This is a genomic window from Cohnella hongkongensis (assembly GCF_042654645.1).
Taxonomy (GTDB): Bacteria; Bacillota; Bacilli; order Paenibacillales; family Paenibacillaceae; genus Cohnella; species Cohnella hongkongensis.
Genome location: NZ_JBHSEP010000015.1, coordinates 55,583 through 79,474, shown reverse-complemented (window position 1 = coordinate 79,474; position 23,892 = coordinate 55,583). Strand labels below are relative to the sequence as shown.

The 23,892-nt window shown below is 53.8% G+C and carries 21 protein-coding genes; 20 read left to right on the top strand and 1 reads right to left on the bottom strand.

Features of this window, described 5'->3' with window-relative positions; all coding sequences use genetic code 11:
* Window positions 1-2: 2 nt before the first annotated feature.
* Window positions 3-269: a helix-turn-helix domain-containing protein gene (locus tag ACFO3S_RS18835; protein ID WP_378099270.1), complete on the top strand. Its 267-nt coding sequence runs from the start codon at window positions 3-5 to the stop codon at window positions 267-269.
* A gap of 12 nt (window positions 270-281) precedes the next feature.
* The gene (locus ACFO3S_RS18820; RefSeq protein WP_465251408.1) at window positions 282-7,523 is read left to right on the top strand and encodes a helicase-related protein; all 7,242 of its coding nucleotides are present in this window, start codon (window positions 282-284) and stop codon (window positions 7,521-7,523) included.
* A 31-nt stretch (window positions 7,524-7,554) separates the two neighbouring features.
* Here ACFO3S_RS18820 and ACFO3S_RS18815 read toward each other — a convergent pair whose 3' ends face one another.
* Window positions 7,555-7,950 carry a VOC family protein gene (locus ACFO3S_RS18815; protein ID WP_378099262.1) on the bottom strand — a complete coding sequence of 132 codons (396 nt, stop codon included), beginning with the start codon at window positions 7,948-7,950 and terminating at the stop codon, window positions 7,555-7,557.
* 216 nt (window positions 7,951-8,166) lie between these two features.
* On the opposite strand from ACFO3S_RS18815, the gene ACFO3S_RS18810 reads away from it, so the two are divergent.
* The 18 genes from ACFO3S_RS18810 to ACFO3S_RS18725 all read left to right on the top strand — a co-directional run bounded on the left by ACFO3S_RS18810 (window position 8,167) and on the right by ACFO3S_RS18725 (window position 23,884).
* The gene (locus ACFO3S_RS18810) at window positions 8,167-8,670 is read left to right on the top strand and encodes a recombinase family protein (RefSeq protein WP_378099260.1); all 504 of its coding nucleotides are present in this window, start codon (window positions 8,167-8,169) and stop codon (window positions 8,668-8,670) included.
* Window positions 8,671-8,819: 149 nt separating this feature from the next.
* Window positions 8,820-9,131 carry a DUF6664 family protein gene (locus tag ACFO3S_RS18805; RefSeq protein WP_071223608.1) on the top strand — a complete coding sequence of 104 codons (312 nt, stop codon included), beginning with the start codon at window positions 8,820-8,822 and terminating at the stop codon, window positions 9,129-9,131.
* 125 nt (window positions 9,132-9,256) lie between these two features.
* Window positions 9,257-10,198: a DUF3991 domain-containing protein gene (locus ACFO3S_RS18800; protein WP_378099258.1), complete on the top strand. Its 942-nt coding sequence runs from the start codon at window positions 9,257-9,259 to the stop codon at window positions 10,196-10,198.
* 81 nt (window positions 10,199-10,279) lie between these two features.
* Window positions 10,280-11,089 carry an AAA family ATPase gene (locus ACFO3S_RS18795; RefSeq protein WP_378099256.1) on the top strand — a complete coding sequence of 270 codons (810 nt, stop codon included), beginning with the start codon at window positions 10,280-10,282 and terminating at the stop codon, window positions 11,087-11,089.
* An 89-nt stretch (window positions 11,090-11,178) separates the two neighbouring features.
* Window positions 11,179-12,000, top strand: a complete 822-nt coding sequence (locus tag ACFO3S_RS18790) for a hypothetical protein (protein ID WP_378099254.1) — start codon at window positions 11,179-11,181, stop codon at window positions 11,998-12,000.
* Window positions 12,001-12,067: 67 nt separating this feature from the next.
* Window positions 12,068-13,375 (top strand): YcdB/YcdC domain-containing protein, encoded by a 1,308-nt coding sequence (locus ACFO3S_RS18785; RefSeq protein ID WP_378099252.1) that lies wholly within the window; start codon window positions 12,068-12,070, stop codon window positions 13,373-13,375.
* Window positions 13,376-13,746: 371 nt separating this feature from the next.
* Complete coding sequence (locus tag ACFO3S_RS18780; RefSeq protein WP_378099250.1) at window positions 13,747-14,085, top strand: plasmid mobilization protein; 339 nt, start codon at window positions 13,747-13,749, stop codon at window positions 14,083-14,085.
* A gap of 16 nt (window positions 14,086-14,101) precedes the next feature.
* The gene (locus ACFO3S_RS18775; protein WP_378099248.1) at window positions 14,102-15,460 is read left to right on the top strand and encodes a relaxase/mobilization nuclease domain-containing protein; all 1,359 of its coding nucleotides are present in this window, start codon (window positions 14,102-14,104) and stop codon (window positions 15,458-15,460) included.
* Window positions 15,426-16,385: a PcfB family protein gene (locus ACFO3S_RS18770; RefSeq protein WP_378099246.1), complete on the top strand. Its 960-nt coding sequence runs from the start codon at window positions 15,426-15,428 to the stop codon at window positions 16,383-16,385. The genes ACFO3S_RS18775 and ACFO3S_RS18770 overlap by 35 nt, the downstream gene beginning before the upstream one ends.
* The gene (locus ACFO3S_RS18765) at window positions 16,382-17,287 is read left to right on the top strand and encodes an ArdC-like ssDNA-binding domain-containing protein (RefSeq protein WP_378099244.1); all 906 of its coding nucleotides are present in this window, start codon (window positions 16,382-16,384) and stop codon (window positions 17,285-17,287) included. The genes ACFO3S_RS18770 and ACFO3S_RS18765 overlap by 4 nt, the downstream gene beginning before the upstream one ends.
* 47 nt (window positions 17,288-17,334) lie before the next feature.
* Window positions 17,335-17,526, top strand: coding sequence for a hypothetical protein (locus ACFO3S_RS18760; RefSeq protein WP_378099242.1), 192 nt, complete (start codon window positions 17,335-17,337; stop codon window positions 17,524-17,526).
* Window positions 17,513-19,291, top strand: a complete 1,779-nt coding sequence (locus ACFO3S_RS18755) for a VirD4-like conjugal transfer protein, CD1115 family (protein WP_378099240.1) — start codon at window positions 17,513-17,515, stop codon at window positions 19,289-19,291. The genes ACFO3S_RS18760 and ACFO3S_RS18755 overlap by 14 nt, the downstream gene beginning before the upstream one ends.
* Window positions 19,288-19,584: a glutamyl-tRNA amidotransferase gene (locus ACFO3S_RS18750; protein ID WP_465251407.1), complete on the top strand. Its 297-nt coding sequence runs from the start codon at window positions 19,288-19,290 to the stop codon at window positions 19,582-19,584. Before ACFO3S_RS18755 ends, ACFO3S_RS18750 begins: the two co-directional genes overlap by 4 nt.
* 57 nt (window positions 19,585-19,641) lie before the next feature.
* A complete protein-coding gene (locus ACFO3S_RS18745; protein WP_378099238.1) occupies window positions 19,642-20,481 on the top strand; it encodes a VirB6/TrbL-like conjugal transfer protein, CD1112 family in 840 nt (279 codons plus the stop codon).
* A 187-nt stretch (window positions 20,482-20,668) separates the two neighbouring features.
* Window positions 20,669-20,854 (top strand): aspartyl-phosphate phosphatase Spo0E family protein, encoded by a 186-nt coding sequence (locus ACFO3S_RS18740; protein WP_378099236.1) that lies wholly within the window; start codon window positions 20,669-20,671, stop codon window positions 20,852-20,854.
* 25 nt (window positions 20,855-20,879) lie between these two features.
* The gene (locus tag ACFO3S_RS18735) at window positions 20,880-21,188 is read left to right on the top strand and encodes a hypothetical protein (RefSeq protein ID WP_378099234.1); all 309 of its coding nucleotides are present in this window, start codon (window positions 20,880-20,882) and stop codon (window positions 21,186-21,188) included.
* Between the two features lie 18 nt (window positions 21,189-21,206).
* Window positions 21,207-21,560, top strand: coding sequence for a PrgI family protein (locus ACFO3S_RS18730; protein ID WP_378099232.1), 354 nt, complete (start codon window positions 21,207-21,209; stop codon window positions 21,558-21,560).
* Entirely contained in the window at window positions 21,560-23,884 is a 2,325-nt protein-coding gene (locus ACFO3S_RS18725; protein ID WP_378099230.1) for a VirB4-like conjugal transfer ATPase, CD1110 family, read from the top strand. Before ACFO3S_RS18730 ends, ACFO3S_RS18725 begins: the two co-directional genes overlap by 1 nt.
* The last annotated feature ends 8 nt before the right edge of the window (window positions 23,885-23,892 follow it).

The window sequence follows — 23,892 nt, the reverse complement described above, 5'->3', positions numbered from 1 at the left end:
CCATGAACGATTTGACGCGTTACCGGCTGCTGGCGGAAGCCGCGCTTCCCCCGGCGGCCAAGCTGCTGTACGGCTATTTGCTGGACTTCGCTGGCGGGCGAAACGGCACCGTGTGGCTGTCTTCCCGCCGCCTCGCGGCAGAGGTCGGACTTTCGACCTCTGCCATTCGCCGCAACCTGCATCGCCTGGAGCAAAACGGATTGATTCACCTTACCTCTCGTTATTCCGAGGAAGGCATTCGATTGACCAACAAAATTACGATCCGGTAAGGAGGTGTCCCCGTGACAGCCAAGCTGCAGCGCATGGTCGAGCTGTCCGCCCGCACAGCGCATGCGGTGGTGAACGATACCGGACAATGGGCCGACTTCTTGCGCACCGCCGCATGGAATTACAAGTATCCGTTTCAGGATCAACTATTAATCTATGCGCAACGCCCGGACGCTACCGCCTGTGCCCCGATTGAAGTATGGAACCAAAAGCTGAACCGTTGGGTCAAACGCGGCGCGAAAGGCATAGCGCTGATTGAGGATCGGGGCAGCAGCCTGGGGCTGCGCCATGTGTTTGACGTATCGGATACGCAAAGCCGCCAGTCGCGCGATGTGCCGCTCTGGCGCATGGACGAGGCGGATACGGAGGCTGTGCTTGAAACGCTGGAGAATGCTTTTGGACACGAACGGGAGCCGGCCATGGAATTGCCCGGCTCTCTGCTGGCTGCGGCGCGGAACGCGGTAGAAGATCATAGCGCCGATTATGTGCAGATGCTGCTGGCCGAGCGCGACAATAGCCTGCTCGAAGAACTGGACGCCTCGCATGTGGAGCTGCTGTTTCGGGAAGCCGCGCAGCACGCCGTTGCCTACATGGCGTTGGTTCGCTGCGGGCAGGAGCCAACTCATTACATCAGCACCGATGACTTATCCGGTGTCGAGTATTTCAACACTTTGCCCGCGCTTTCGCATTTGGGCGCGGCGATCAGCGATGTGACGGAAACGATCTTGCGGGAGATCGAGGCTACCGTGCGGGCGCAGCGCCGACAAAACAGGCGAAGTCAATCTCTGGATGCAATCCGCACCGTTGCAAAGCCACAACCGTTGCCGCACAATGAGGGTAAACCACGCGAAGGGATGATGGAGCATGGAACTGACGTACACACAGAGCGGGGATTACCTGCTGCCGGATCTAGCGCAGCCCGAACCGATGAGCATCGGGAAATACGGCCTGCTGCGCAAGACGTTTCTGAAAAACGAGCGCAAGGGCACCTACGCTCACCTGATGCTCTCGGAGCAGTTGAACCCGCATCTGGCGGAGATCGACCGGACGGCGAGGGAACAGATCGAGCAGACCATCGCGCAACTGCTGACGCAGCACCCGGCACCGGACAAAGCGAGCGATCCGTTGGGCTGGACGGGTCACATGAACAGCCTGAAGCAACAGGCGGAGGAACTGATTCTGACCGAACTGGTGTATCGCTAAAATGGCACGACCGGGGAACGGAGGACAAGCGTCTTCCGTTTTTTCATGACGGGAACCAGATCAACGATATGCTGCGAACCACGCCGCTCTCGGAGAGCAAGGCGGAGATCGCAGCTTTTTTTGATGCCCATGATGATCCGGTAGAATGCGCCGTGTACGTCAGAAGCCTGTTCCCGCAGGGGCAGACGGAGCTGGAACTGGAGCCGGATACTTGGCTCGGTGTGGAGCCTTACCAAAATGTGCTGCATATTTGGACGGGCAAGTCGGATAGCCGGACGGCCCAAGGCTTCTACGATTGGGGCGTGATTGCCGGTCATATCCGCAGCATGCTGCTGCTGAATGAATTTGGCCGGACGCAGCCGCTGGAGCCGTCCGCCGAGCAGCAAACAATGTGGCTGGAGGAGACGGCGGAGGAAAAAGCCGCTGCGTTTGTCTGGCCGCAGGAGGTCATAGATGCCGTGCTGCAAAACGGCAGCGGCTTCGAGCTTGGTAAGCTGCGGATTGCCCTTCATTTTCAGCAATCGCTGTCGGCGCAGGACAATGCCGATTTTTTGAAACGGGAATATGGGACAGGTGGCCGCGCTCCTGCTTTGATTGGTACGAATATCCATGAGCATCACGATAGCAAAGGCATTACGTTGGAGCGCGGCTTTCGAGGGGATCAGGATCAGAAGCTGGTGCTGCCCTGGATGAAGGTGCAAAAGCGGATTGGCGAATTGCTGGCCGCCGGACGTTATTTGAATCGCCGGGAAGCGGAGCAGTTGCCCGCCTATGCCGAACAATTGGAGGAGCAACGGAGGCAGCGCGAAGCCGAGATGCGAGAACGGCGGCTCCCGTTGCCGGAGCCACCGTTGGCTCCGCCGCCAGATGCCCTGCAGCGTGACCGGATGAAGCTGCGTTATGCATATACCGAAGGCAGCACGGTCTTCGTCGGCGCGGATGAATATGAAATCGTGCAGTTGGCTCCGGGCAAGATTTGGTTGCAGGACAAGCAGTTTCCGCTCTTTTCAAAGGAGTTGAGCCGCAGCGAACTGGAACGCCTCTTGCGCGACAATCCGCTTAACGATCATTTGCTCTCCAATGAACCGCTGTCCGAAGCGGAAGTAGCGTTATGGGAAAGCGATGGAACGGATGACCGTTCAGAGGAACCGGCGCAAGCCGCATCAAAGCAAACCGAACAAGACGGAACACCTGCTACGCCTATTAACGAGGCTGCTGCCCACCCACGCGAACCGGCGAGCAATTACCGCATTGCGGATTATGCCTTGGGGCACGGCGGTGCAAAAACGAAATTCAGACGAAATGTGGAAGCGATTCGGCTGCTCCAGCAGTTGGAGCAGGAAAACCGCCAAGCGAATGCGGAGGAGCAGGCGGTGCTGGCGCATTATGTGGGATGGGGCGGCATCCCACAGGCATTCGATGATGCCAACAGCCAATGGGCTGCTGAATATGCCGAACTGCAAGCGCTGCTGACCCCGGAGGAGTTTGCGTCTGCCCGGGCCTCAACCTTGAACGCCCATTATACGTCGCCAACGGTCATTCAGGCGATGTATGAGTGCCTGGAGCAAATGGGCTTTCGGCGAGGCAATATTTTGGAGCCTTCCTGCGGGATTGGCAACTTCTTTGGTTTGGTGCCGGAATCGTTTCAGGATTCACGGCTGTTTGGCGTGGAACTCGACAGCTTGACCGGGCGAATCGCCAAGCAGTTGTACCCGCAGGCTTCCATTGCGATCAGCGGATACGAGCGGACGAATCTGCCGGACAGCTTCTTTGACCTTGCCATTGGTAATGTGCCGTTCGGCGGCTATGGCGTGGTGGACAAAAAATATGACAAGCACAAGTTTTTAATTCACGATTATTTTTTTGCGAAGACGCTCGACAAGGTGCGGCCAGGCGGCATCATCGCCTTCATTACCTCCAAGGGGACGATGGACAAGCAAAATCCGGCGGTTCGCAGGTACATCGCGGAACGGGCGACCTTGCTCGGGGCTGTGCGTCTGCCGAGCAATGCGTTTCTGGCCAATGCGGGAACGGAAGTGACCGCAGACATTCTCTTTTTGCAAAAACGGGATCGCATGGTGACGGTCAACGAGAAAAGCGAGCCGTGGCTGGCGTTGGCCGAAACAGAGGATGGCGTGCCGATCAACGCCTACTTTGCCGCTCAACCGGATATGGTGCTGGGTACGATGGCGTTTGATGACAAAATGTACGGCAACCGCGAGGAAACGACATGCCGACCGTACCCGGATGCACCGCTTGATGAGCTGCTGCGCGAGGCATTGACCAATATTCACGCCGAATGGGTAGAAGGAGAGCGTGAGGAGCAGCCGGAGGAAGCGGAGGCTTCCTTGCCCGCCGATCCGAACGTGCGCAATTTCAGCTTTACGCTGGTGGAAGGTAAGGTCTATTTCCGCCAAAACAGCCAAATGCATCCGGTCGAGACCTCGGCAACGGCGACGGGACGCATCAAAGGCATGATCCAGTTGCGCAATACCGTGCGCGACCTGATCGAATACCAGACCGAGAACTACAGCGAGGAAGCGATTCGCGAACAGCAGCGCAAGCTAAACATGCAGTATGATCGCTTCACAGCGCAATATGGGCTGATCAACAGCCGCGCCAACAGTCTCGCCTTTTCGGATGACAGTTCCTACTTCCTGCTCTGCTCATTGGAAATCCTCGACGATGAAGGGCGTATGCAGCGCAAGGCCGACATGTTTACGAAACGCACCATCCGGCAACGGACGCAAGTAGAGCAGGTGGATACGGCGTCCGAAGCATTGGCGGTGTCCATCGGCGTCAAGGCTCGGGTGGATTTGGCTTATATGAGCGAACTGACCGGTATCCCCACAGAAAAGCTGGTGCAGGATTTGCGCGGCGTTATCTTTCCCAATCCCGAACAGATGGACGAGGATGGAGAGCCGCTTTACGAGACAGCGGATGCGTATTTGTCCGGCCATGTGCGCGACAAGCTGCGTATCGCAAAGCAATTTGCGGGCTATGATGCGGAGCGCTATGGCGAAAATGTCAAGGCGCTGGAGGCGGTGCAGCCGCCGGATTTGACGGCTTCCGAAATCGATGTTCGGCTGGGAGCGACCTGGCTGCCTGCCGAGGTCGTGCGGGACTTTATGTTCGAGTTGCTGGACACGCCGCCGATGTTTCGCCCTTCCATTCAGGTGCTCTATTCCGATTACACAGCCGCCTGGAACGTGCGGGGTAAAAGCGATGATCGAAGCAACAACATTAAAGCCAACGTTACCTACGGCACGGAGCGAATCAATGCATACAAAATTATGGAGGATACGCTCAATTTACGAGATGTGCGCATTTTCGAAACAGTGGTGGAAAACGGCGTAGAAAAAAGGGTGCTGAACCGGAAGGATACGGCCATTGCCCAGCAAAAGCAGGAACTGATCAAGGAAGCGTTCGGCGAATGGCTTTGGAGAGATCCGCAGCGACGTGAGCGGCTTACACGCCTGTACAATGAGCGATTTAATGCCATTCGGCCGCGGGAATATGACGGCAGCCATGTCCGGTTGAGCGGCATGAATCCGGAAATTCGGCTACGGCAGCATCAGGTGAACGCAGTTGCCCGCGCGCTCTACGGCGGCAATGCGCTCTTTGCCCATTGTGTCGGCGCGGGCAAAACATTCGCGATGACCGCCGCAGCGATGGAGAGCAAGCATTTGGGTTTGTGCAACAAAAGCATGTTTGTTGTCCCGAACCACTTGATAGAGCAGTGGGCGGCGGAGTTCTTGCAGCTTTATCCGTCGGCGAATGTGCTGGTGACAACAAAAAAGGATTTTGAGACGAAAAACCGCAAAACGTTTTGCGCCCGCATTGCGACCGGAGACTATGACGCGATCATTATCGGGCACTCACAGTTTGAGAAGATTCCGATTTCCCTGGAACGCCAGCGCCAGCAACTGGAGGAGCAGATTTACGAGATTACCGGCGGCATTCGGGAGTTGAAAGAGGCCAAGGGCGAGCGGTATGCGATCAAGCAATTGGAGAAGACGAAGAAGACGCTGCAAATCAAGCTCGAAAAATTGAACGATACGAGCCGTAAAGACGATGTAGTCACGTTTGAGGAATTGGGTGTGGATCGGCTGTTCGTGGACGAGGCGGATTCATACAAGAACTTGTTCCTGTACACCAAAATGCGCAATGTTGCGGGGCTATCGCAGACCGAAGCGCAAAAGTCGTCGGACATGTTTATGAAGTGCCGTTATCTGGATGAACTGACGGGCGGACGCGGCATTATTTTCGCAACGGGAACGCCAATCTCGAATTCTATCACGGAAATGTATACGATGCAGCGGTATTTGCAGTATGGGAGCTTGCAGAAGCAGGGCTTGCAGCATTTTGATTCGTGGGCGTCCACGTTTGGCGAAACCGTCACCGCAATTGAACTGGCTCCGGCAGGAACAGGGTATCAGGCGAAAACCCGCTTTGCCCGGTTCTACAATTTGCCGGAACTGATGAATATGTTCAAGGAAGTGGCCGACATCCAGACCGTCGATATGCTCCAGCTCCCGGTGCCGCAGGCGCATTTTCATAATGTGGCTGTCCCGCCAAGCGAGTTTCAACGGGATATGGTAGCCGACCTTGCCCGCCGCGCAGAGCAGGTTCGGGCCAAGGCGGTCGAGCCGCACGAGGACAATATGCTGCTGATCACGAATGACGGGCGCAAGCTGGCGCTCGATCAGCGGCTGGCCAATCCGCTGCTGCCGGATGATGAAGGCAGTAAGATCAGCGCCTGCGCGAATAACATTTACCGGCATTGGCAGGACGGGCAAGAGCAACGGCTCACGCAATTGGTCTTTTGCGATTTGTCTACCCCGAAAGCGGACGGAACCTTCAATGTTTATGATGAGATCAAGCGCAAATTATTGGAGAAGGGTGTTCCGGCGACGGAGATCGCCTATATTCATGAGGCCAATACAGATGCGCAGAAGAAAGAACTGTTTGGCAAGGTGCGGGCGGGACAGGTTCGCGTTCTGCTGGGATCGACGTTCAAAATGGGGGCCGGTACGAATGTGCAGACGAAGCTGGTAGCCATTCATGACCTCGATTGCCCATGGCGTCCGCGCGATTTGGAACAACGTTTAGGTCGCGTGATTCGCCAGGGCAACCAGAACAGCGAAGCGCATATTTACCGCTACGTGACGGAAAACACATTTGATGCCTACCTCTACCAGACGCTCGAAAACAAGCAGCGCTTTATCTCGCAAATCATGACGAGCAAGTCGCCGGTTCGCTCTGCCGAAGACATTGATGAAGCGGCTCTTTCTTACGCCGAAGTGAAGGCACTGGCGACCGGCAATCCGTATATTAAGGAAAAGATGGACTTGGACATTCAAGTGTCCAAGCTCAAGCTGCTCAAGGCCAACCATCTAAGCCAGCGTTATGCGCTGGAGGATCGGCTGCTCAAGCTGTTGCCGCAGCAGATCAAATCGACGGAAGAACGGATTGCCGGGTATGAGCAGGATGTGGCTTTGTATAGTCGTCAGGATACCGAAAAAATGGACGGCGAAGAAGCCGCCTTTGCCGGAATGACGATCAAGGAGTTTACGTATAAGGAACGCGCATCGGCAGGCGCGGCGCTGCTGGAAGCCTGCAAGGGGATGACATCTCCCGATCCGCAGGAGATCGGCCAATACCTGGGCTTCTCCCTATGGGTTTCGTTCGACAGCTTTCATAAGGAGTACAAAGCGACATTGCGCGGCGCGTTGGGGCATAGCATTTCGCTTGGTACCGATGCAAGCGGAAATTTAACTCGGCTGAACAATGCACTTGTTGCGCTGCCGGAGAAGCTTGCCTATTGCCGCGGTCAACTGGTCACGCTCCATAAGCAGATGGAAACGGCGAAGGAGGAGATTGAGGCTCCCTTTAAGCAGGAGCAGGAGTTGCAGGCCAAGTCGGTGCGGCTGGCGGAGCTGAATGCGCTGCTGAATATGGATAAGCGGGAGAACGAGGCGATAGACGCAGGCGTGGCTGACGAGGAACCGGAGTTGCCGGACCGCAAAAGAGCGAACCGGCAGGAGCGGTGACGGATGGTAGAAGCAGGATGATTTCCGTCAGTTACGATGACGTGCTTCGATAAAGCGAACCTTGCCCTTTTTTTGCCCTGCTCCAGAGCACTTCATCTGAAAGAGATGTTTGGATGAGTTCGACCGGCACGCCATTATCGTTAATCACGGCAACTCGATAATCGTCAATAGGTTCGTATGGTCCTAAAATCACTTCTTCTCCCTCAATGGCAGCTTCTAAATCATTCACTTTAAAGGCCACATGAGGCAAGGACTTCATCAGCGGGTGCAAGGGGGAATCCGGCTCAAAACGATGCCATTGGATTCGAAATTGGCCATCATGATCTGAAGTGTACATTTTGGCTGATGCGCTATATTTTTCATCAGGCTTGATTTCCGTCGTGGGAATACCCGTATGGTGAAACTCATAACGAATACCTTCTTTCAAGATGCAACACCTCCATTCAAAATTTGTATAACCAGATTATACGAACTCAACGTCTGTCTTGTCCAATTCCGCCGCAGTAGCGAGCCGCAATAGGGGCGAAAATCCAGATAGCAAATATCCATAAGCCCGGCGATATGTACTCTTCCAAGAGCCTGTTGCCCTTCCCCGGCGGCAGGCTTTTTCTCATGGCGTATCCAAACGAGGAGGTGTGAACCATTGGAAGCGAATCAGGACAAGGTTTATCGGGTAGGGATTTATTGTCGCGTGGGAAGAAGGGATGACGGTATTGCAGAGAGCGCCGGTATTGCCGATCAAAAAGCTCGGTTGATGGAATATGTGGTGCAGCAGGGCTGGCGATTGGTGAATGTGTATGCGGATGATGGTTACAGCGGCATCCATTTCAACCGCCCGGCGTTTCAGGCCATGCTGCGGGACATCAATGACGGAGGAATGGATTGCATCATGACCTGTGACTTGGCGAGGCTCAGTCGAAATCAATCAGAAGGGTTGTTGGTTTTGGAGCGCTTTTTTCCTGAGCGCAAGGTTCGGCTTTTGACGCTGGATGGCAGTGTGGATACGTTGAATCGGGGAGCGCTTAGTGCCTTGCCGGTGCGCCATAGGTTGCACGGGAAAGATGGAGACCGGAAGGCGATAGCTCGAAAACCGAATGAAGGAGAGAAACCGGCAAACCGCAGAAAGGGAGATTGGCCTACACGCTGATAGGTCGAAGCTCGGACGCTGCCCCATCCTATTCTTGAGGTGCATTGGTGTGGCGAAGCTTGCCTAATAGAATGATCCATAGAGATGATCAATGACAGGTTCGCGCGTTCCGGCCGGATCAGGTATGTTTGTTATGGGAGGGAGCGCGCATGGAAAAGGAATGTTGGCAGCAACTGGAGCAGGTCTTTGACGATCTGGACAATGAAGTCACCCGGCGTTTGCGCAATGAGGAAGCTTATATGATGTGGGTTCAGCGGAGGGTTGAGATTCAATTGCAGCATCCGTTTATCAAGGGCATGATGGATGGCGATGCCGGTGTTTTTCCGAGCGATCAGGACTATCAAGCCTGGCTGGAGGTTCAAAAGACGCTGGATGAAACGATACGCATGGAACGTATGGCCCTTTATTGGCAAGGTCATGCGGATTGTTATGCATACCTGAAAAAAATAGGGGCGCTATAGCCGCAGAAATCGTAAATACTGAACCCGACAAGTCTGTTGCCGACCGGTAACAGGCTTTTTTGCGTTCATCTCTGCTTGTGCATGGACAATTGAACAGGATGAAGATGATCGAAAGGAGCGAGTCGATGGCTTATGTAAGCAAAGAGCAGATCGAGCGTGCCAAAGAGTGGGACTTGCTGACGTATCTGCAGCATGTCGAGCCTTATGAATTGGTGAAATGCTCACGAAATGCCTATGCGACACGCAGTCATGGCAGCTTGAAAATATCCAACGGCAAGTGGTTTTGGTGGTCGCGCGGGTTTGGCGGACGCTCGGCACTTGATTATCTCATTAAGGTGCGGGGAATTTCCTTGCCGGAGGCGGTGCGGCATCTGAACAAGTATGCCGTACCGCCTTCGGCAACGCTAGCCGTCCCGGAGCGGAACAACGGTGACACCTTCGCACTTCCCGAACCCTATGAAAATGCTAACCGAGTGATGGCTTACTTGCGCGGACGAGGCATTGCCCGTGAGGTGCTGGAGAAGTGTCTTGAATCGGGGCATTTGTATGAAAGTCGGGATTATCACAATGCCGTGTTTGTCGGCTTTGACGGGCAAGGCGAACCTCGCTATGCGGCGATTCGCGGAACGACGAGCACGCGCTACATGGGCGAAGTGCCGGGCAGCGATAAGCGGTATGCTTTTTCGCTTCCGGCAGAACAGATCAGCACGGAGCTGCATCTGTTTGAAGGCGCGATTGATCTACTATCCTATTGCACATTGCTGATGCTGCGGGGAAAGAACCGGCGGCAAGTTCATCTGTTGTCGCTTGCGGGGATACACCGCCCCGCAGAGGATAAGGCTGAGTCGGCGGTTCCGGCTGCACTTCTTGCCTATTTGGATCGACACCCGGAAGTCAAGCGGCTGGTGTTGCATTTGGACAATGATGAACCGGGACGGTTGGCTGCACAGATGATCGAGCAGCAACTGTCTCAGAGCTATCTCTTGGCGAATGAGCCACCTGTTCAAAAGGATGTAAATGAGGACTTAATGGCGTGCAGAAAACAGCGTGAATGGCCATCACGATAATGTTTGCTGCTGTTCAGACCGGACATCAGCCATTGTTCCTGCTACAATAGATGAAAGCAGGTACTGATGGAGGTCTACGCCATGATCTATCTGAGAAGCTTTACACTTTCCTCCTATACAGATCGTAATCCTAACATTTATCCGGATCATGTCTTTAAGCATATCGCTGGAGAAACGCTGTTCATGGATCGCATCACGGTTTTGTACGGCAATAACGGCTCTGGAAAATCGACCTTACTGAATGTGATCGCGAACAAATTAGGGATGATCGGCGCTGAGAGAATGAGCAGCATGGGTTATAACAAGTATGTACAGCGATTTCTTGACGGGAGTCGGTATCAACTGGGAAGCGATGAGCGTGAGGAGGAAATTCGTCAGTTGCCGGAAGGGAGCCGTTACATCAAGTCCGAGGATATTTTGTATGAGATCAAGAAAATTCAGCAGGAGGCAGTGCTACGCGAGGATGCTCGGTTCGAACAGCAAAAAAAAGGAATGACGCAAGAACGAATCGAGCAGTACATGAATTCCTATGCGTTCAAGAAACGAATGGACATCATTAAATTCGCGCAGGAGAAATACTCCAACGGGCAAACGTCCATGCAATATTTCGAGGAGTATCTGCGGCCGGGCAAGCTGTATTTGCTTGATGAGCCTGAAACCTCGCTATCCCCGGCCAATCAAATCCGGCTGGCAGAGCAGATGAATGAATTTGCGCGATTGTTGGATAGTCAGTTCATCATCGCTTCTCACTCTCCGTTTATGTTGGGGACTCTGCAGGCCAAAATCTATAATCTGGATAGTAGTTCGTTACGGACCGCTGAATGGCACGAGCTGGATAATATGAGGACTTTCTATCAGTTTTTCGACAAGCACAGATTCTTGTTCAAGTGAGGCGGAAGGGCAGCAACGGGGCAGGTATAAGGAATAGGAGATTGCTGTTGGCTGTACGGTTCGTAAAAGCGATATGGAGGTGTTCTACATTGGAGCAACATGAATGGCGGTTGCCTTCCGTTAAATATGAACAATACGGACGATATCGTGTTCCCGATATCATCAAACGGCTGGATAAGCTGGAACAGGAGTTTGATGGAGCCATGGAAACTGCAATGGGGCTTCGTATACTGAGACAGGATATGCGCTATTACTGCACGCCGCCTGACTTTATTCCATTTGCGGCTCCCGGCGTAGATGGCATTCATTATTGCTTCGTAACCGATTTTGGCGTGGCGGACAGACTAGAGGAGGCTTGGGTCGCCGTTGTTTCTCCGATGGATGTGAATGTGATCTGGATGGTTGCCCGCAATTTGGAGCAGTTTCTGCACGTGCTCTACACGGATCGTGATGTGCTGTATAACGGCTTCGCGACATCAGAGGCCTACCGGCAGCACGTTGCAAGTCGAGAACAAGGAGCAAGGACGGCAGAGCAGCAGTCAGTGTGGAGCAGACTAAGCGATACCTTCGAACTGCAAGAAATCCCGGATATGGGCGTGTATATGGATCAAGTGAGGGAGCAACGCGCAGCAGCAGTGTGCATTCACACGCCGGACTCCGTTGGTGTAGTGCCAAAGGGATGCAACAGCACATGCCAGTATGAGACGATTACAGAAGTAAGCGACTGGATGGACGCGCTGGAAGCTCCATCCCCTGAGATTAGGTTGGCGGCTGTGCGTCATCTGCAGCACTTGCGCGAGATACCCGACAATCGGGAGGTGCTTGCTCAATGTGCAAATGTATTAGAGGCGCTGGGCTTGCATGATGAGAGCGATCGGTTGTTGAAGACTAATTTCCGTCATTTGTTCTAGTGGAAAGTCTGTGTTCGGATGAAAGGCAGCGGATAGTCAGCTATTACGTAGGTTGAGGTGAGAAATAATGGCGATTGAACAGTTGGATATGGAAGGGTTATGGCAGCATTGGGAGGAAGAACTGGCGCTGACTGGACTGCATCGCCATGCATCACGAATTCGTCAGCAATTGTCGTCAATCAATCATACAGAATATCGAATAGAACTCGAATGGTTTCCCGAAGCGGGGCAGGGTGAGGATGAGAGGAATCCTCCCGGCGCTGTCATGGTGGAACTGGATAGACGCACTCGCGCATTACGCTCCTTCCACATCGTTCGGTATGGGGATGCAAATATGATGCAAGGAACGGCATGCATAACGCAGCAGCAAGCCAAAGCCCTTGCTCTGCAATGGGTGGAGCGCTTTGCCGGATTGACGGAGGAGGCAGGCAATCTGGAGCTTGTCCATGCGAATGACAAGGAGGAAGCGGCTGTCTTTTCGTTCAGGCAGACGCTGGATGGCATACCCTTTTATCCTCCGATGCCGATTCAGGTCAAGGTGGCGTGGAATGGACAGGTGGTTGCCTTTTCCAATTACTTCGTTCACATGTCTCAAGACATTACGATACACAATTCGCCGCAATCGCCGCCGTCCGCTGAACAAGAACGCGAGGTTGCTCTGGCGGCCTTTGAACTCATCTATGCTCCGGAGTCCAGAGAGCTTCCTGCCTGGTTCTATGGAGTTGGCGAGACTTTCCTGAATACAGCCACCGGCGAAACGATGCCGTATGAGCTGCATGCTCCATTTCTGGGACAACCTCCGTTAGACAGGCGGCTTCTTTGGGAGCACAAGCCAGGGGCAAGGGAAACGAACTTGGAGCCGTTTCAGCCACCAAGCAGCATCGGGGAACGTGTGATGCAGCATGTATCGTCAAGTGAACGCTATGATGGTGTGATTGACTGGAACGCCGTGCATCCCGATGCTGTTCCCATCCGTTCGGAGGAGCTTGAACGCATCTATGAGGCCGTGTGCGAGTGGGGCAGCAGGATGTATCCCGAAGAATCCGGGCAATGGAAGATAACTCGCGTCCTGCGTAAGAGCGGGATAATCATGGCTATCCTGGAGCGTTACGACGCAGGATATACGGCCGCATTTCGAGTCAAGGTGATGGTAGATTCGGAAAGCTTCAACGTCATCAGCGATATGAGGATAGGGCACCTGCCCAAGGAAGCTCCGGATGTAATGGATAAGGAACAGGCATTTCAGCGAATCGCTGCCTCGGTGATATCCAAACCCTATCTCGTCTGGCATTCACAGAAGAGGAGCTATCAATTTATGCACATGATTGATTGCCCAAGTATGGTTGATGCTCGTAGCGGGGAAGTTGCAAGGTAGACCGCGCATTATGAAGCGTATCCTTTACATGCGAACAGGAGTACAATGGGCAGTCATGGATCGAGGGGAACCCGTCCAGGACTGCCTTTGTTTGTAAGGAAGCATACGCGAATGAGATGCTTTGAACTCGACACGCAGCCCCCCTTCTTTTTCCCGGCGGGTGCTCTGAGGGCAATTTAGGACGCTGTCCTAAATTGCAGCAAGCACTGAATTTGGTCTCCCAAATTCGCTTGTTAGGGGCTGCTCCCCTAATACCCCCGCCTGACCGCTCGTCATGCTTGTTTGTCGAATGGGTGGATTCATCAGGTACGGTCTTTTATAATGATGTCCCCTTTTTTCGGAGACAACTCCATTCAGAAAGGAGCCGACATATGCGGAAAAGGAATATTCGCATTCAGGTATGGGTCAATCAGGAGGAAGATCGAAAGCTTCAAAAGCATGCGAAACAGTCGGGACTGTCACGCGAAGCGTATCTCCGCTCTCTGATTAACGGCTATGTCCCTAAAACGTTACCGCCTTTAGATTACTACACCATGCTGCGTGAGCTTCACGCCATCGGCAATAATCTGAACCAGCTTGCAGCAAAGGCTCATGTGACCGGTCATCTGGATCGCACTTCGTTCCAGCGTGAAGCAGAGGATTTGCGGCGGGCTATTCAACAGATACAAGAAGCGGTGACTGCACCGGAGCCGCGCCAAACTCTTCTATAAGTGAGGAGAACAAGGCATGGCTACGACCGCGATATGGGATGTGAGCGACCGTCTAAAGCGCGTGTTGAACTACGCTGTCAATCCAGAAAAAACGGATCAGGGGCGCATGGAAGTGGATGGTTTGCAACAGACGCTTGCCTACACCGGCTCGAATGCGAAAACGGAGCGGCAGCTTTATGTGCGGGGCATCAACTGTGATCCCATTACCGCGCATGAACAAATGCAACGCACCAAGCGGCAATTTCAGAAAACGGGCGGTATTGTCGCTTTTCATGGCTATCAGTCCTTTGCGCCGGGGGAGACGACACCGGAGCAGGCGCATGCCATTGGTGTAAAGCTGGCTCAGGCGCTTTGGGGAGATCGGTTTGAAGTGGTCGTTGCCACCCATCTGGACAAGGATCATTTGCATAATCACTTCGTCCTCAATTCCGTCTCCTTCATGGATGGCAAGCGCTACTACGACAATAAGGCATCCTATGCGCGGATGCGGCAAACCTCCGACCAGCTATGCCGGGAACATGCCCTATCCGTCATTGAGCAACCGGAGCGCGGGGAGGCTAAGCAGTACGGGGAATGGCGAGCCGATCAGGAAAGCAAGCCGACATGGCGCGGCGTCATTCGTGAGGACGTGGATGCCGCTATTGCTGCGGCAAGAACGATGAGCCAATTCTATGCGGCTTTACAAGCAAAGGGCTACGACATCAAGGCCCATGTCAAGCATTTGGCCGTCCGTCCGCCGGGCAAAACAAGATTTGTCCGATTGCGCAGTTTAGGCGTGGCCTACTCCGAGGAAGTGATCAAGCAACGTATTCTGGATAGTACCTTGTCGAAGCGCTTGCCGCTTCCGCGGCGAAAGCGCGCCGTGTTGGTTCTGGGGAAGCACCCGGCCAAGCGTCGCAAGCTGTCCGGCCTTCAAGCGTTGTACGTTCGTTATCTATACGTCTTGGGCATTTTGCCCCGCTATCGTTCGTCCCCAAGGCGGACGTTTTTTTTGTTGCGGGAAGACCTGCATCACTTGTCGCGTATCATCGAACAGACCAAGCTGCTTTGCCGACAGGGAATTTCCAACCGGGAGCAATTGACGGACTATCAGCAACAGTTGGCAGCCGACGTCCATCAAATCTCCAGCGTCCGCAAGGTCATCTACAATAAGCTTCGTCGTTGCCGACAACCCGAGCAGATTGCGGCATACCGCGAGAAGATAGCCGCGTATTCCCGCCAACTGGCGCAGCTTCGAAAGGAGGTGAGGCTTTGCGCGGGCATTTTGGCACGCTCCGATACGATCAAGGACAAGCTGCAACATTGTGAAGAAAAATCCAGTCGCAAGGAGGTAGAAGCCCATGAGCGGAAACGAGGCGGCCGATCAGGTCGTTAGCATGAGTCTGCGCGGCATTGAAGTGATGGCGAAAATATCCGGCGAAGGCGCCAAGCATCTCGCCGTCTATTTGTTCGCTGTACTGCAAGGGCAAAAACAGACAAGGGGCCGCACGCGGTTGGAAAACTTGCTCCGCAGCGGGAAGGAATTGAAGGTATTCGCCGTGCGCAATGAGGACTTGCCTACCTTTTGCAAGGAAGCGAAGCGCTATGGCGTCCTGAACTGCGCGTTGCGGGACAAAAAGAATGTGGACGGCCTGTGCGATGTGATGGTGCGCGCTGAGGACGCCTCCAAAATCAATCGGATCGTGGAACGCTTCCAGTTGGCCACTGTGGATACGGCCAGCATCAAGCAGGAAATTGAACAAGCCCGTCAGGAAAAGCTGCCGGAAAGCCTGGAAGCCGAACGAGCGATGGAAGCCGCGACAACGGAGGAACACGAGCCGGTAACCAAGGAGCAGGAAGCTTCCTCACCGGCAATCAGCGAGGAGTTTTTGGATGAGCTGCTGGGAAAGCCGGAGCCGCCGGAGGGGGTGGAGCCGGAAAACGAGGTGCCGGAAGGCGAGCAGCCGGTGCACGAGGGGGAACCGCTGGCCGAAGCGGAGGAGCCGGAACGCCTCCCCCTGCCCCGCCAAGCCGAGAGCCAGAACCAAGTGGAACCCCTCTCTCCGTCCGAGCCTACCTCCGCGCACAACGAGGCATCCGACACGATCCGTGAACAGCCGAAGCCGAAGGTGTCTGTGCGGCAATTGCTGCGCGAAATTCGCGAAGAGAACCGCGCTGCCGAGAAGCGGCGGCAAGAGCAGCAGCAAGAACGGGAGCCGGGCTTGCCGAAGCGGAAGGATCGGGGCAAGGCTCCTGTTGCCGTGAACGCTCCGGTCGAGACGCCGAAACGCAGCGCTCGTAAGAGGGGGAAAGCCAAATGAGCCAGTGGGATGATTTGTTCCGTCAGGAAGCGCCACCGGTGACGGCCGCTTCGCAAAACCAGCCCTTCGACAAGGAAGCTTGGGTGCAGAAAAAGCAGGAGCTGCGCCAATGGACGTATGAAACTATTGATGCCACTACGGCTGCGGTCGCACAAACCGGAGAACAGCTTCAACAGTATTTGGATGTGCAAAGCCGCTTTGGTCGGTACAGTGTATCCAACGCGCTGCTCATTATGGCACAGCGGCCGGAGGCAACGCGGATTGCCGATTTTGAGGGCTGGAAGGCAATGGGCTTCCACATTCGCCGCAAAGAAACCGGCTTTTACATTCTGGAGCCCGGCGAGACGTACAAACGCGAGGATGGCAGCACAGCGGTCAGCTACAACCCGAAAAAAATGTTTGATGTTGCCCAGGTGATTGGTGAGAAGCCGGTACTGCAGCCCCTGCCGGATGAACGCACCCGCATCAAGGTGCTCATGCATCGTTCTCCGGTTCCGATTCAGATGGGCGACGCCTTGCCAGCGGACATGCATGCTCTCTATCAGCCGGATGTCCGCCAGATTGTCATACGCCGCGGGCTGTCGGCCGGTGATATTTTTCGTTCGCTAGCACAGGAGCTGGCGCATGCGGAAATGGATCAGGGCAAGGCCGACTACAGCCGCTCGGATAACCAGGTTCAAGCGTACAGCGTGGCCTATATGCTGAGCAAGCAGTTCGGCGTGGAGACAGCGGGCTTCCGCTTTAACCGGGCGGTCGAAAGGTTGAAAGGGCTGGAGCCTCAAAAGATACGTGCGGAGTTAGCCGTTATCCGGGACACGGCCCACACGATGAATAGCCGGATGTATCACATGCTGAGCCAACTACGGCAGCAGCAGCCGAGTCGCAGCGATACGGCTCGTTAACGTAATGCCTGACAAATGACCAATTCGATGACGTGGGAGGATGGCCGATGAAAGAGGACGAACGTATTCTGAGCTTGGATCATTATGAGCATGGCATTGTTATCAACGCCCTGAATACCCTACGCAATGGATTGATCGGGGAGCGGCGGCCGACAGATGCTGTGGATGACCTGTTGCTGAAAGCCATTGATGCCCCCTATCGGAAAACGAAGCATCGGAGCCAGCATGCGGCGCGCTAAATCCGTAACGAGTCAACTTATACTCGTTGCGGTTTTTTTATTTCCGGTCATCTGGCTGGCGTTACATGCCGCCCCTGCCCTATCGGACGGCTTGCCTGCCCTGTTATTGCAGCTCAGCGCGGTCATGGAGCATCCCTTCCATATCCGCTGGGTAGACGATACGCCACGTAGTCTGCTGCTCTTTACGTTGGCGTATGCCGTCTGTATCGGCGTGTATCTGTCCTCGCTGCGCAATTATCGCAGGCGCGAAGAACACGGCAGCGCCCGTTGGGGAAAGGCGAAGCAGCTCAACGTCAAATACCGAAGTAAGCAGTCGGAGCGGAACAAAATCCTGACGCAGCGTGTTCGGATTGGCCTTGACGGCCGTAAGCATCGGCGGAATTTGAATGTGTTGGTGGTCGGCGGGTCGGGAGCCGGGAAAACACGCTTTTATGCCAAGCCCAATGTTATGCAAGGCCATACTTCCCTTGTCGTTCTCGATCCGAAGGGCGAGATTTTGCGGGATACCGGCGGTTTGCTCCGGGCAGAAGGGTACGACATCAAGGTGCTGGATCTCATCAATCCGCATCTGTCGCACGGCTACAATGCGTTTGCCTACTTGCGTGACGACAAGGACGTACTCAAATTGGTGACCAATCTCATTCGCAATACAACGCCGAAGGGTAGCAATACGAACGATCCGTTTTGGGAGCGATCCGAAACGGCGTTGCTGGAGGCGCTTGTGCTGTACCTGCTCTATGAAGCGCCGCCAGAGGAGCAGAATTTCCCAATGGTGATGGAGATGATCGCGGCGGCGGAGGTTCGCGAAGAAGACGAAACATATCAAAGCCCATTAGATGAACTGTTCGAGCGACTGGCCATGCGCGAGCCTGATCATTTGGCGGTCAGGCAGTACAACATTTTTAAGCTGGCTGCAGGCAAGACGGCCAAGTCCATCCTGATCGGTCTCGGAGTGCGATTGGAAAAATTCAATCTGCCGACCATCGCAGGCATGAGCGTGGTGGATGAACTGGACTTGTCCGTCATGGGTACGAAAAAGACGGCGCTCTTCGCTGTCATTCCCGACAACGACAGCAGCTTCAACTTTATCGTCGGCATGCTGTATACTCAGTTGTTCCAGACACTGATGTACGAAGCTGACTACCGGCATGGGGGGCGCTTGCCGGTTCATGTCCATTTTGTGATGGATGAATTTGCGAACGTCGCTTTGCCAACAGAGTTTGACAAGCTGCTTTCGACGATGCGCAGCCGGGAAATATCGGTGTCCATCATCCTGCAAAATTTGGCGCAGCTCAAGGCGCTCTATAAGGATGAATGGGAATCCATTGTCGGCAACTGCGACCTGTTCCTCTATCTCGGCGGCAATGAGCAGTCTACCCACAAGTATGTGTCGGAACTGCTCGGTAAGGAGACGCTCGATACAAATACGTATGGACTGAGCAAAGGACGTAACGGGAGCTATTCAATTAACTATCAGCAGACAGGTCGGGAGCTACTGACACCGGATGAGGTTCGGCTGTTGGACAACCGTTATGCGATTTTGTTTATCCGCGGCGAACGGCCGGTGATGGATGAGAAGTATGACGTGCTTCGGCATCCCAACGTGCCGCTGACGCTGGATGGCAGCGGAGAAGCCTATCAGCACGGAAGCACAGAGCATGCGCTGAACTGGACAACGGTGGTGCTGCATGAGCAAGGCGACTATGAATTGCTGTCAGAGGGCGAGCTGGAAGAGTTGATTTTACAAGGAGATGATCGGCATTGAAGCGTAAAACGCAAGGGTTGTTGACGCTCGGCATGATGCTTGCACTCGGAACGCTTTGGGCTTCGACGGCCTATGCCGCAGGCGATCCGATGGAGACGGTCAATAACTTCTCCAATTTCATTTTTGGTCTGATCCGGGCGGTAGGCATGATTATTTTGGGCTTTGGCATCGTTCAGATCGGCTTGTCGCTCAAGTCGCATGACCCGTCCCAACGAGCCAACGGATTTTTAACCTTGGCGGGCGGAATTATCATTACGTTTACGAAGGAAATTCTAGCTTTAATCGCGGGATAACCGATCACGCCGGAGGGGAGCGCTCGCTACTCCCCTTCTGGACTAAAGGGTGAGGGCATGTCGAAAAACAGTTGGATCGAAGAAAATCTGGAGAACGCGCTGAACACCTGGAATGACAAAATGAACGAGATTTGGCAGCTTGTCACGCAGTCGCCAGCCGAGTTTAAGGGTGGCGCGATCTGGCAGGTGGTCACGGATATTCACGGTGCGCTGCAGGCGACCGGGCTTGCGCTGCTGGTGCTGTTCTTCGTGGTCGGCGTGATGAAGACGGCGGGCAATTTTGCCGAGATCAAGCGGCCCGAATTGGCCGTCAAGCTGTTTATTCGCTTTATTCTCGCCAAGGCGGTGGTGACTTATGGGCTGGAACTGATGATGGGGCTGTTCACCATTGTGCAGGGCGTCATATCGACCATCATGGGGAACTCCGGCTTTGGGGCAATGGAAGGAATCAGCCTGCCGGGCACAATTTCTCAAGCGATTGAGGATGTCGGGTTTTGGGAGAGCATTCCGCTCTGGATCGTCTCCTTGCTCGGCAGCCTGTTTATTACCGTGCTGTCGTTCATTATGATTCTGTCGGTCTATGGCCGTTTTTTCCGTATCTATTTGTACACCGCGATTGCACCGGTTCCGTTGTCGGCCTATGCCGGTGAGCCAAGCCAAAGCATCGGCACCTCCTTTCTCAAGGGATATGCGGCGGCATGCCTGGAGGGCGCCATCATCGTGCTGGCCTGCATCATTTATGCAGCCTTTGCCGAAGCGCCGCCAGCCGTTGCGGATGGAACGGGAGCCGTGACGATGATTTGGACCTACATTGGCGAGCTGATCTTTAACATGCTGGTACTGGTCGGCGTCGTCAAAATGGCAGACCGCGTAGTTCGAGAGATGATGGGTTTATAGAACGATTCAAGTTGAAAAAATAATGGCCCACTCCACCTTGTTCCTCCTCTTACTATACTCTAAATGTATAATTGGTTTCGTTTTATTATATGTTTGACTTATTAGTGATTCGTAAGTACCATTTATGTATCCTATAAAGATGATTGTACTGCTGATCCGGATCGGCTCTCAGACGGGAGGATAATCGATGAAAGAGTTGGAGCGAGAGCTGGAAGAAGAACGGAAACGCATGAACGAATTGGGATTACGTCTTATGAAACAATCCATTTCGTTAGCTGACAATCGTGAAATACAGGAACTCAGTCAGAAAGTCGATCAGCTCGTGGTTCGTTCTCAACGCAGGAAGCGTGTACAGAAGCAGCAGGAACGGTAGTAGAAGAAGGCGAGGGGGAGTGGGTATGGAGTTTCCATCATGGTTCAGGCAAATCATTCAAAAGAGATTGGACAAGGTGGCGGCGAAGGTAGCCTATCATCCCGATCTGGAGCAAATACGGAGGGAGGAAGAGAAAGCCTTTCAGGCGTTGTTTGACGGGATAGACCTGAAGCAATCACCGGCCTTTTCGGAATGGGAGGATCGGCATGGCTTGCTGCTAGCCATGATGAATGAAAAGCTGTACTTGAGAGGCATGCAGGATGGCATTCAACTCGCTGTTGCGCTGCTGTCTCCCCCGATCTGGCAGGATGAGGCGGAACCCCTGGATTGGTAAACCATTGGGAGGGTGCATATGGAAATCAAAATTAACCGGGAGATCCGGGCGTATACGGAAAGCTTATTCTTTGGACTGTCCTTGCGGCAGTTCTTTTTTTCTGTTCTGGCCATTGGTGCGGCGATTGGCCTGTACTTTGGCTTGCGTAATCATTTTGGCATCGAGACGGTAAGCTGGATGTGCATCCTGGGGGCTGCTCCCTGCGCCGCGCTCGGCTTCATCCAGTATCATGGCATGACCGCAGAGCAGTTGCTATGGGCGTATATCAAGTCGGAGTTTCTGATGCCGAAGCGGCTCGTCTTCCATTCGACCAACCATTATGTTGAAGCGCTGCGGGGGAAGCTGCGGCAGCGCGGTTTGGAGGAGCTGTGATGATTAAATCGCTCAAGCGTATCCTCAGCCAAGACAAGGAGCGGTTTATCGTTCCCAAAGGCGTTCAGCAAGCGATCCCGATTCGAGCCATTTGGCAGGACGGGATTTTTTTTGTTGGCAACAAGTTTTCTAAATCGTTTCGCTTCGAGGATATCAATTATGCCGTAGCCTCCCGCGAAGATAAAGAAGCGATGTTTCTCGCATACGGAGAGTTGCTGAACTCTCTGGACAGCGGAGCAACGACGAAAATAACGATCAACAACCGGCGATTGAATCGAGCGGATTTGGCCGACTCTATCCTGATTCCGTTGCGAGACGATGGGTTGGACAAGTATCGTGAAGAGTACAATCGCATGCTGCTTGATAAAGCCACCGGCGCTAATGATACGTATCAGGAAAAATATATCACCGTATCCGTTGTAAAAAAGAACATTGAGGAAGCACGGCAGTATTTTGCTCGAATCGGTGCCGATCTGGCCGGGCACTTTGCCCGCCTTGGCTCCAAATGTGTCGAATTGAACGCGACAGATCGGTTGCGCAGGCTGCATGATTTTTATCGCATTGGGGAGGAAGCCGACTTTCGCTTCGATTTGTCGGAAACGATGCGCAAGGGCCATGATTTTAAAGACTATATCTGTCCGGATACGCTGGAGTTTGAGAGGGATCATTTTCGGATGGGGCATTACTATGGCCGCGTGATCTTCCTGCGTGAATATGCCAGCTACATCAAGGATAGCATGGTTGCCGAGCTGTGCGACCTGAACCGAAACCTGCTGCTGTCGCTCGATGTCATCCCGATCCCGACCGATGAAGCGGTGCGTGAGGTGGAAAATCGGCTGCTCGGTGTGGAAACCAACATTACGAACTGGCAGCGCCGGCAGAACAAAAACAACAACTTTTCAGCGGTCATTCCTTATAACATGGAGCAGCAGCGCAAGGAAAGCAAGGAGTTTCTGGACGATCTGACGACGCGGGATCAGCGGATGATGTTCGGGCTGCTCACGATGGTGCATATGGCGGAGAGCAAGGAGCAGCTTGACCAGGACACCGAAGCCCTGCTGACGACAGCCCGCAAGCATCTGTGCCAGCTTGCCCCGCTGACCTTCCAGCAGATGGACGGCCTGAATACGGTTTTGCCGTATGGGCTTCGCAAGGTGCATGCGTTGCGAACACTGACGACCGAAAGCACGGCGGTCTTTATCCCGTTTCGAGCCCAGGAGGTCATGCATCCCGGCGGCGTTTACCAAGGGCAGAACGTCATCAGCAAAAACATGATTTTTGCCAGCCGTAAGCAATTGCTGAATGGAAACAGCTTTATTTTGGGTGTGCCTGGCTCTGGTAAGAGCTTCACGGCGAAACGCGAAATTGTGAATCAGGTGCTAGCGAGCGACGATGATGTGATCCTTATTGACCCGGAACGGGAGTATTCCGCCTTAGTGAAGGCACTTGGCGGCGAGACGATTCATATCTCGGCCACTTCGCCCAACCATATTAATGCGATGGATATGAATCGGCAGTATGGCGATGGAGCCAATCCGGTCATTCTGAAATCTGAGTTTGTGTTGTCGCTGTGTGAGCAGTTGATGGGCGGCTATCCATTGGGGGCGAAAGAAAAGTCGCTGATCGATCGTTGCACCGCCAGCGTCTATCGAAACTTCTTGCAGAGCCAGTATAAAGGGGAGCCGCCGACGCTGCGAGACTTCCATGCGGAGTTGCTGAAGCAGGCAGAACCGGAAGCGCAGGACATTGCGCTGGCAATTGAGCTGTTTACGTCCGGCAGCTTGAACACGTTTGCCCAACCGACAAACGTCAACGTGAATAACCGGCTGATCAGCTACGACATTCTGGATTTGGGCAAGCAATTGCTTCCGATTGGGATGCTGGTTGTGCTGGATAGTATTCTCAACCGCATCACGCAAAACAGGGTAAAGGGCAAAAACACTTACATCTTCATTGACGAAATTTATTTATTGTTCCAACACGAATACAGCGCCAACTTTCTGTACGCTTTGTGGAAGCGTGTCCGAAAGTATGGCGCTTTTTGCACGGGAATTACGCAAAATGTGGATGATTTGCTGCAAAGTCATACTGCCCGAACGATGCTGGCCAACAGCGAATTTATCGTCATGCTGAATCAGTCCAGTACAGATCGCAAGGAGCTTTCGGAACTGCTGAACATTTCGGATTTGCAGCTCTCCTACATCACCAATGTGGACGCCGGGAACGGGCTGATGAAGATCGGGAGTTCGTTGGTTCCTTTCGCCGATCAGTTCCCGCGGGACACGATGCTGTATAAATTGATGACCACGAAGCCGGGCGAATAGGCAAGCCA

What these genes read in the sequence shown, in the direction of transcription:
- ACFO3S_RS18835 (WP_378099270.1), top strand. Translation starts at nt 3, where the DNA reads ATGAACGATTTGACGCGTTACCGGCTGCTGGCGGAAGCCGCGCTTCCC.
- ACFO3S_RS18805 (WP_071223608.1), top strand. Translation starts at nt 8,820, where the DNA reads ATGGAAAAGGAATGTTGGCAGCAACTGGAGCAGGTCTTTGACGATCTG.
- ACFO3S_RS18800 (WP_378099258.1), top strand. Translation starts at nt 9,257, where the DNA reads ATGGCTTATGTAAGCAAAGAGCAGATCGAGCGTGCCAAAGAGTGGGAC.
- ACFO3S_RS18795 (WP_378099256.1), top strand. Translation starts at nt 10,280, where the DNA reads ATGATCTATCTGAGAAGCTTTACACTTTCCTCCTATACAGATCGTAAT.
- ACFO3S_RS18785 (WP_378099252.1), top strand. Translation starts at nt 12,068, where the DNA reads ATGGCGATTGAACAGTTGGATATGGAAGGGTTATGGCAGCATTGGGAG.
- ACFO3S_RS18780 (WP_378099250.1), top strand. Translation starts at nt 13,747, where the DNA reads ATGCGGAAAAGGAATATTCGCATTCAGGTATGGGTCAATCAGGAGGAA.
- ACFO3S_RS18775 (WP_378099248.1), top strand. Translation starts at nt 14,102, where the DNA reads ATGGCTACGACCGCGATATGGGATGTGAGCGACCGTCTAAAGCGCGTG.
- ACFO3S_RS18770 (WP_378099246.1), top strand. Translation starts at nt 15,426, where the DNA reads ATGAGCGGAAACGAGGCGGCCGATCAGGTCGTTAGCATGAGTCTGCGC.
- ACFO3S_RS18765 (WP_378099244.1), top strand. Translation starts at nt 16,382, where the DNA reads ATGAGCCAGTGGGATGATTTGTTCCGTCAGGAAGCGCCACCGGTGACG.
- ACFO3S_RS18760 (WP_378099242.1), top strand. Translation starts at nt 17,335, where the DNA reads ATGAAAGAGGACGAACGTATTCTGAGCTTGGATCATTATGAGCATGGC.
- ACFO3S_RS18755 (WP_378099240.1), top strand. Translation starts at nt 17,513, where the DNA reads ATGCGGCGCGCTAAATCCGTAACGAGTCAACTTATACTCGTTGCGGTT.
- ACFO3S_RS18745 (WP_378099238.1), top strand. Translation starts at nt 19,642, where the DNA reads ATGTCGAAAAACAGTTGGATCGAAGAAAATCTGGAGAACGCGCTGAAC.
- ACFO3S_RS18740 (WP_378099236.1), top strand. Translation starts at nt 20,669, where the DNA reads ATGAAAGAGTTGGAGCGAGAGCTGGAAGAAGAACGGAAACGCATGAAC.
- ACFO3S_RS18735 (WP_378099234.1), top strand. Translation starts at nt 20,880, where the DNA reads ATGGAGTTTCCATCATGGTTCAGGCAAATCATTCAAAAGAGATTGGAC.
- ACFO3S_RS18730 (WP_378099232.1), top strand. Translation starts at nt 21,207, where the DNA reads ATGGAAATCAAAATTAACCGGGAGATCCGGGCGTATACGGAAAGCTTA.
- ACFO3S_RS18725 (WP_378099230.1), top strand. Translation starts at nt 21,560, where the DNA reads ATGATTAAATCGCTCAAGCGTATCCTCAGCCAAGACAAGGAGCGGTTT.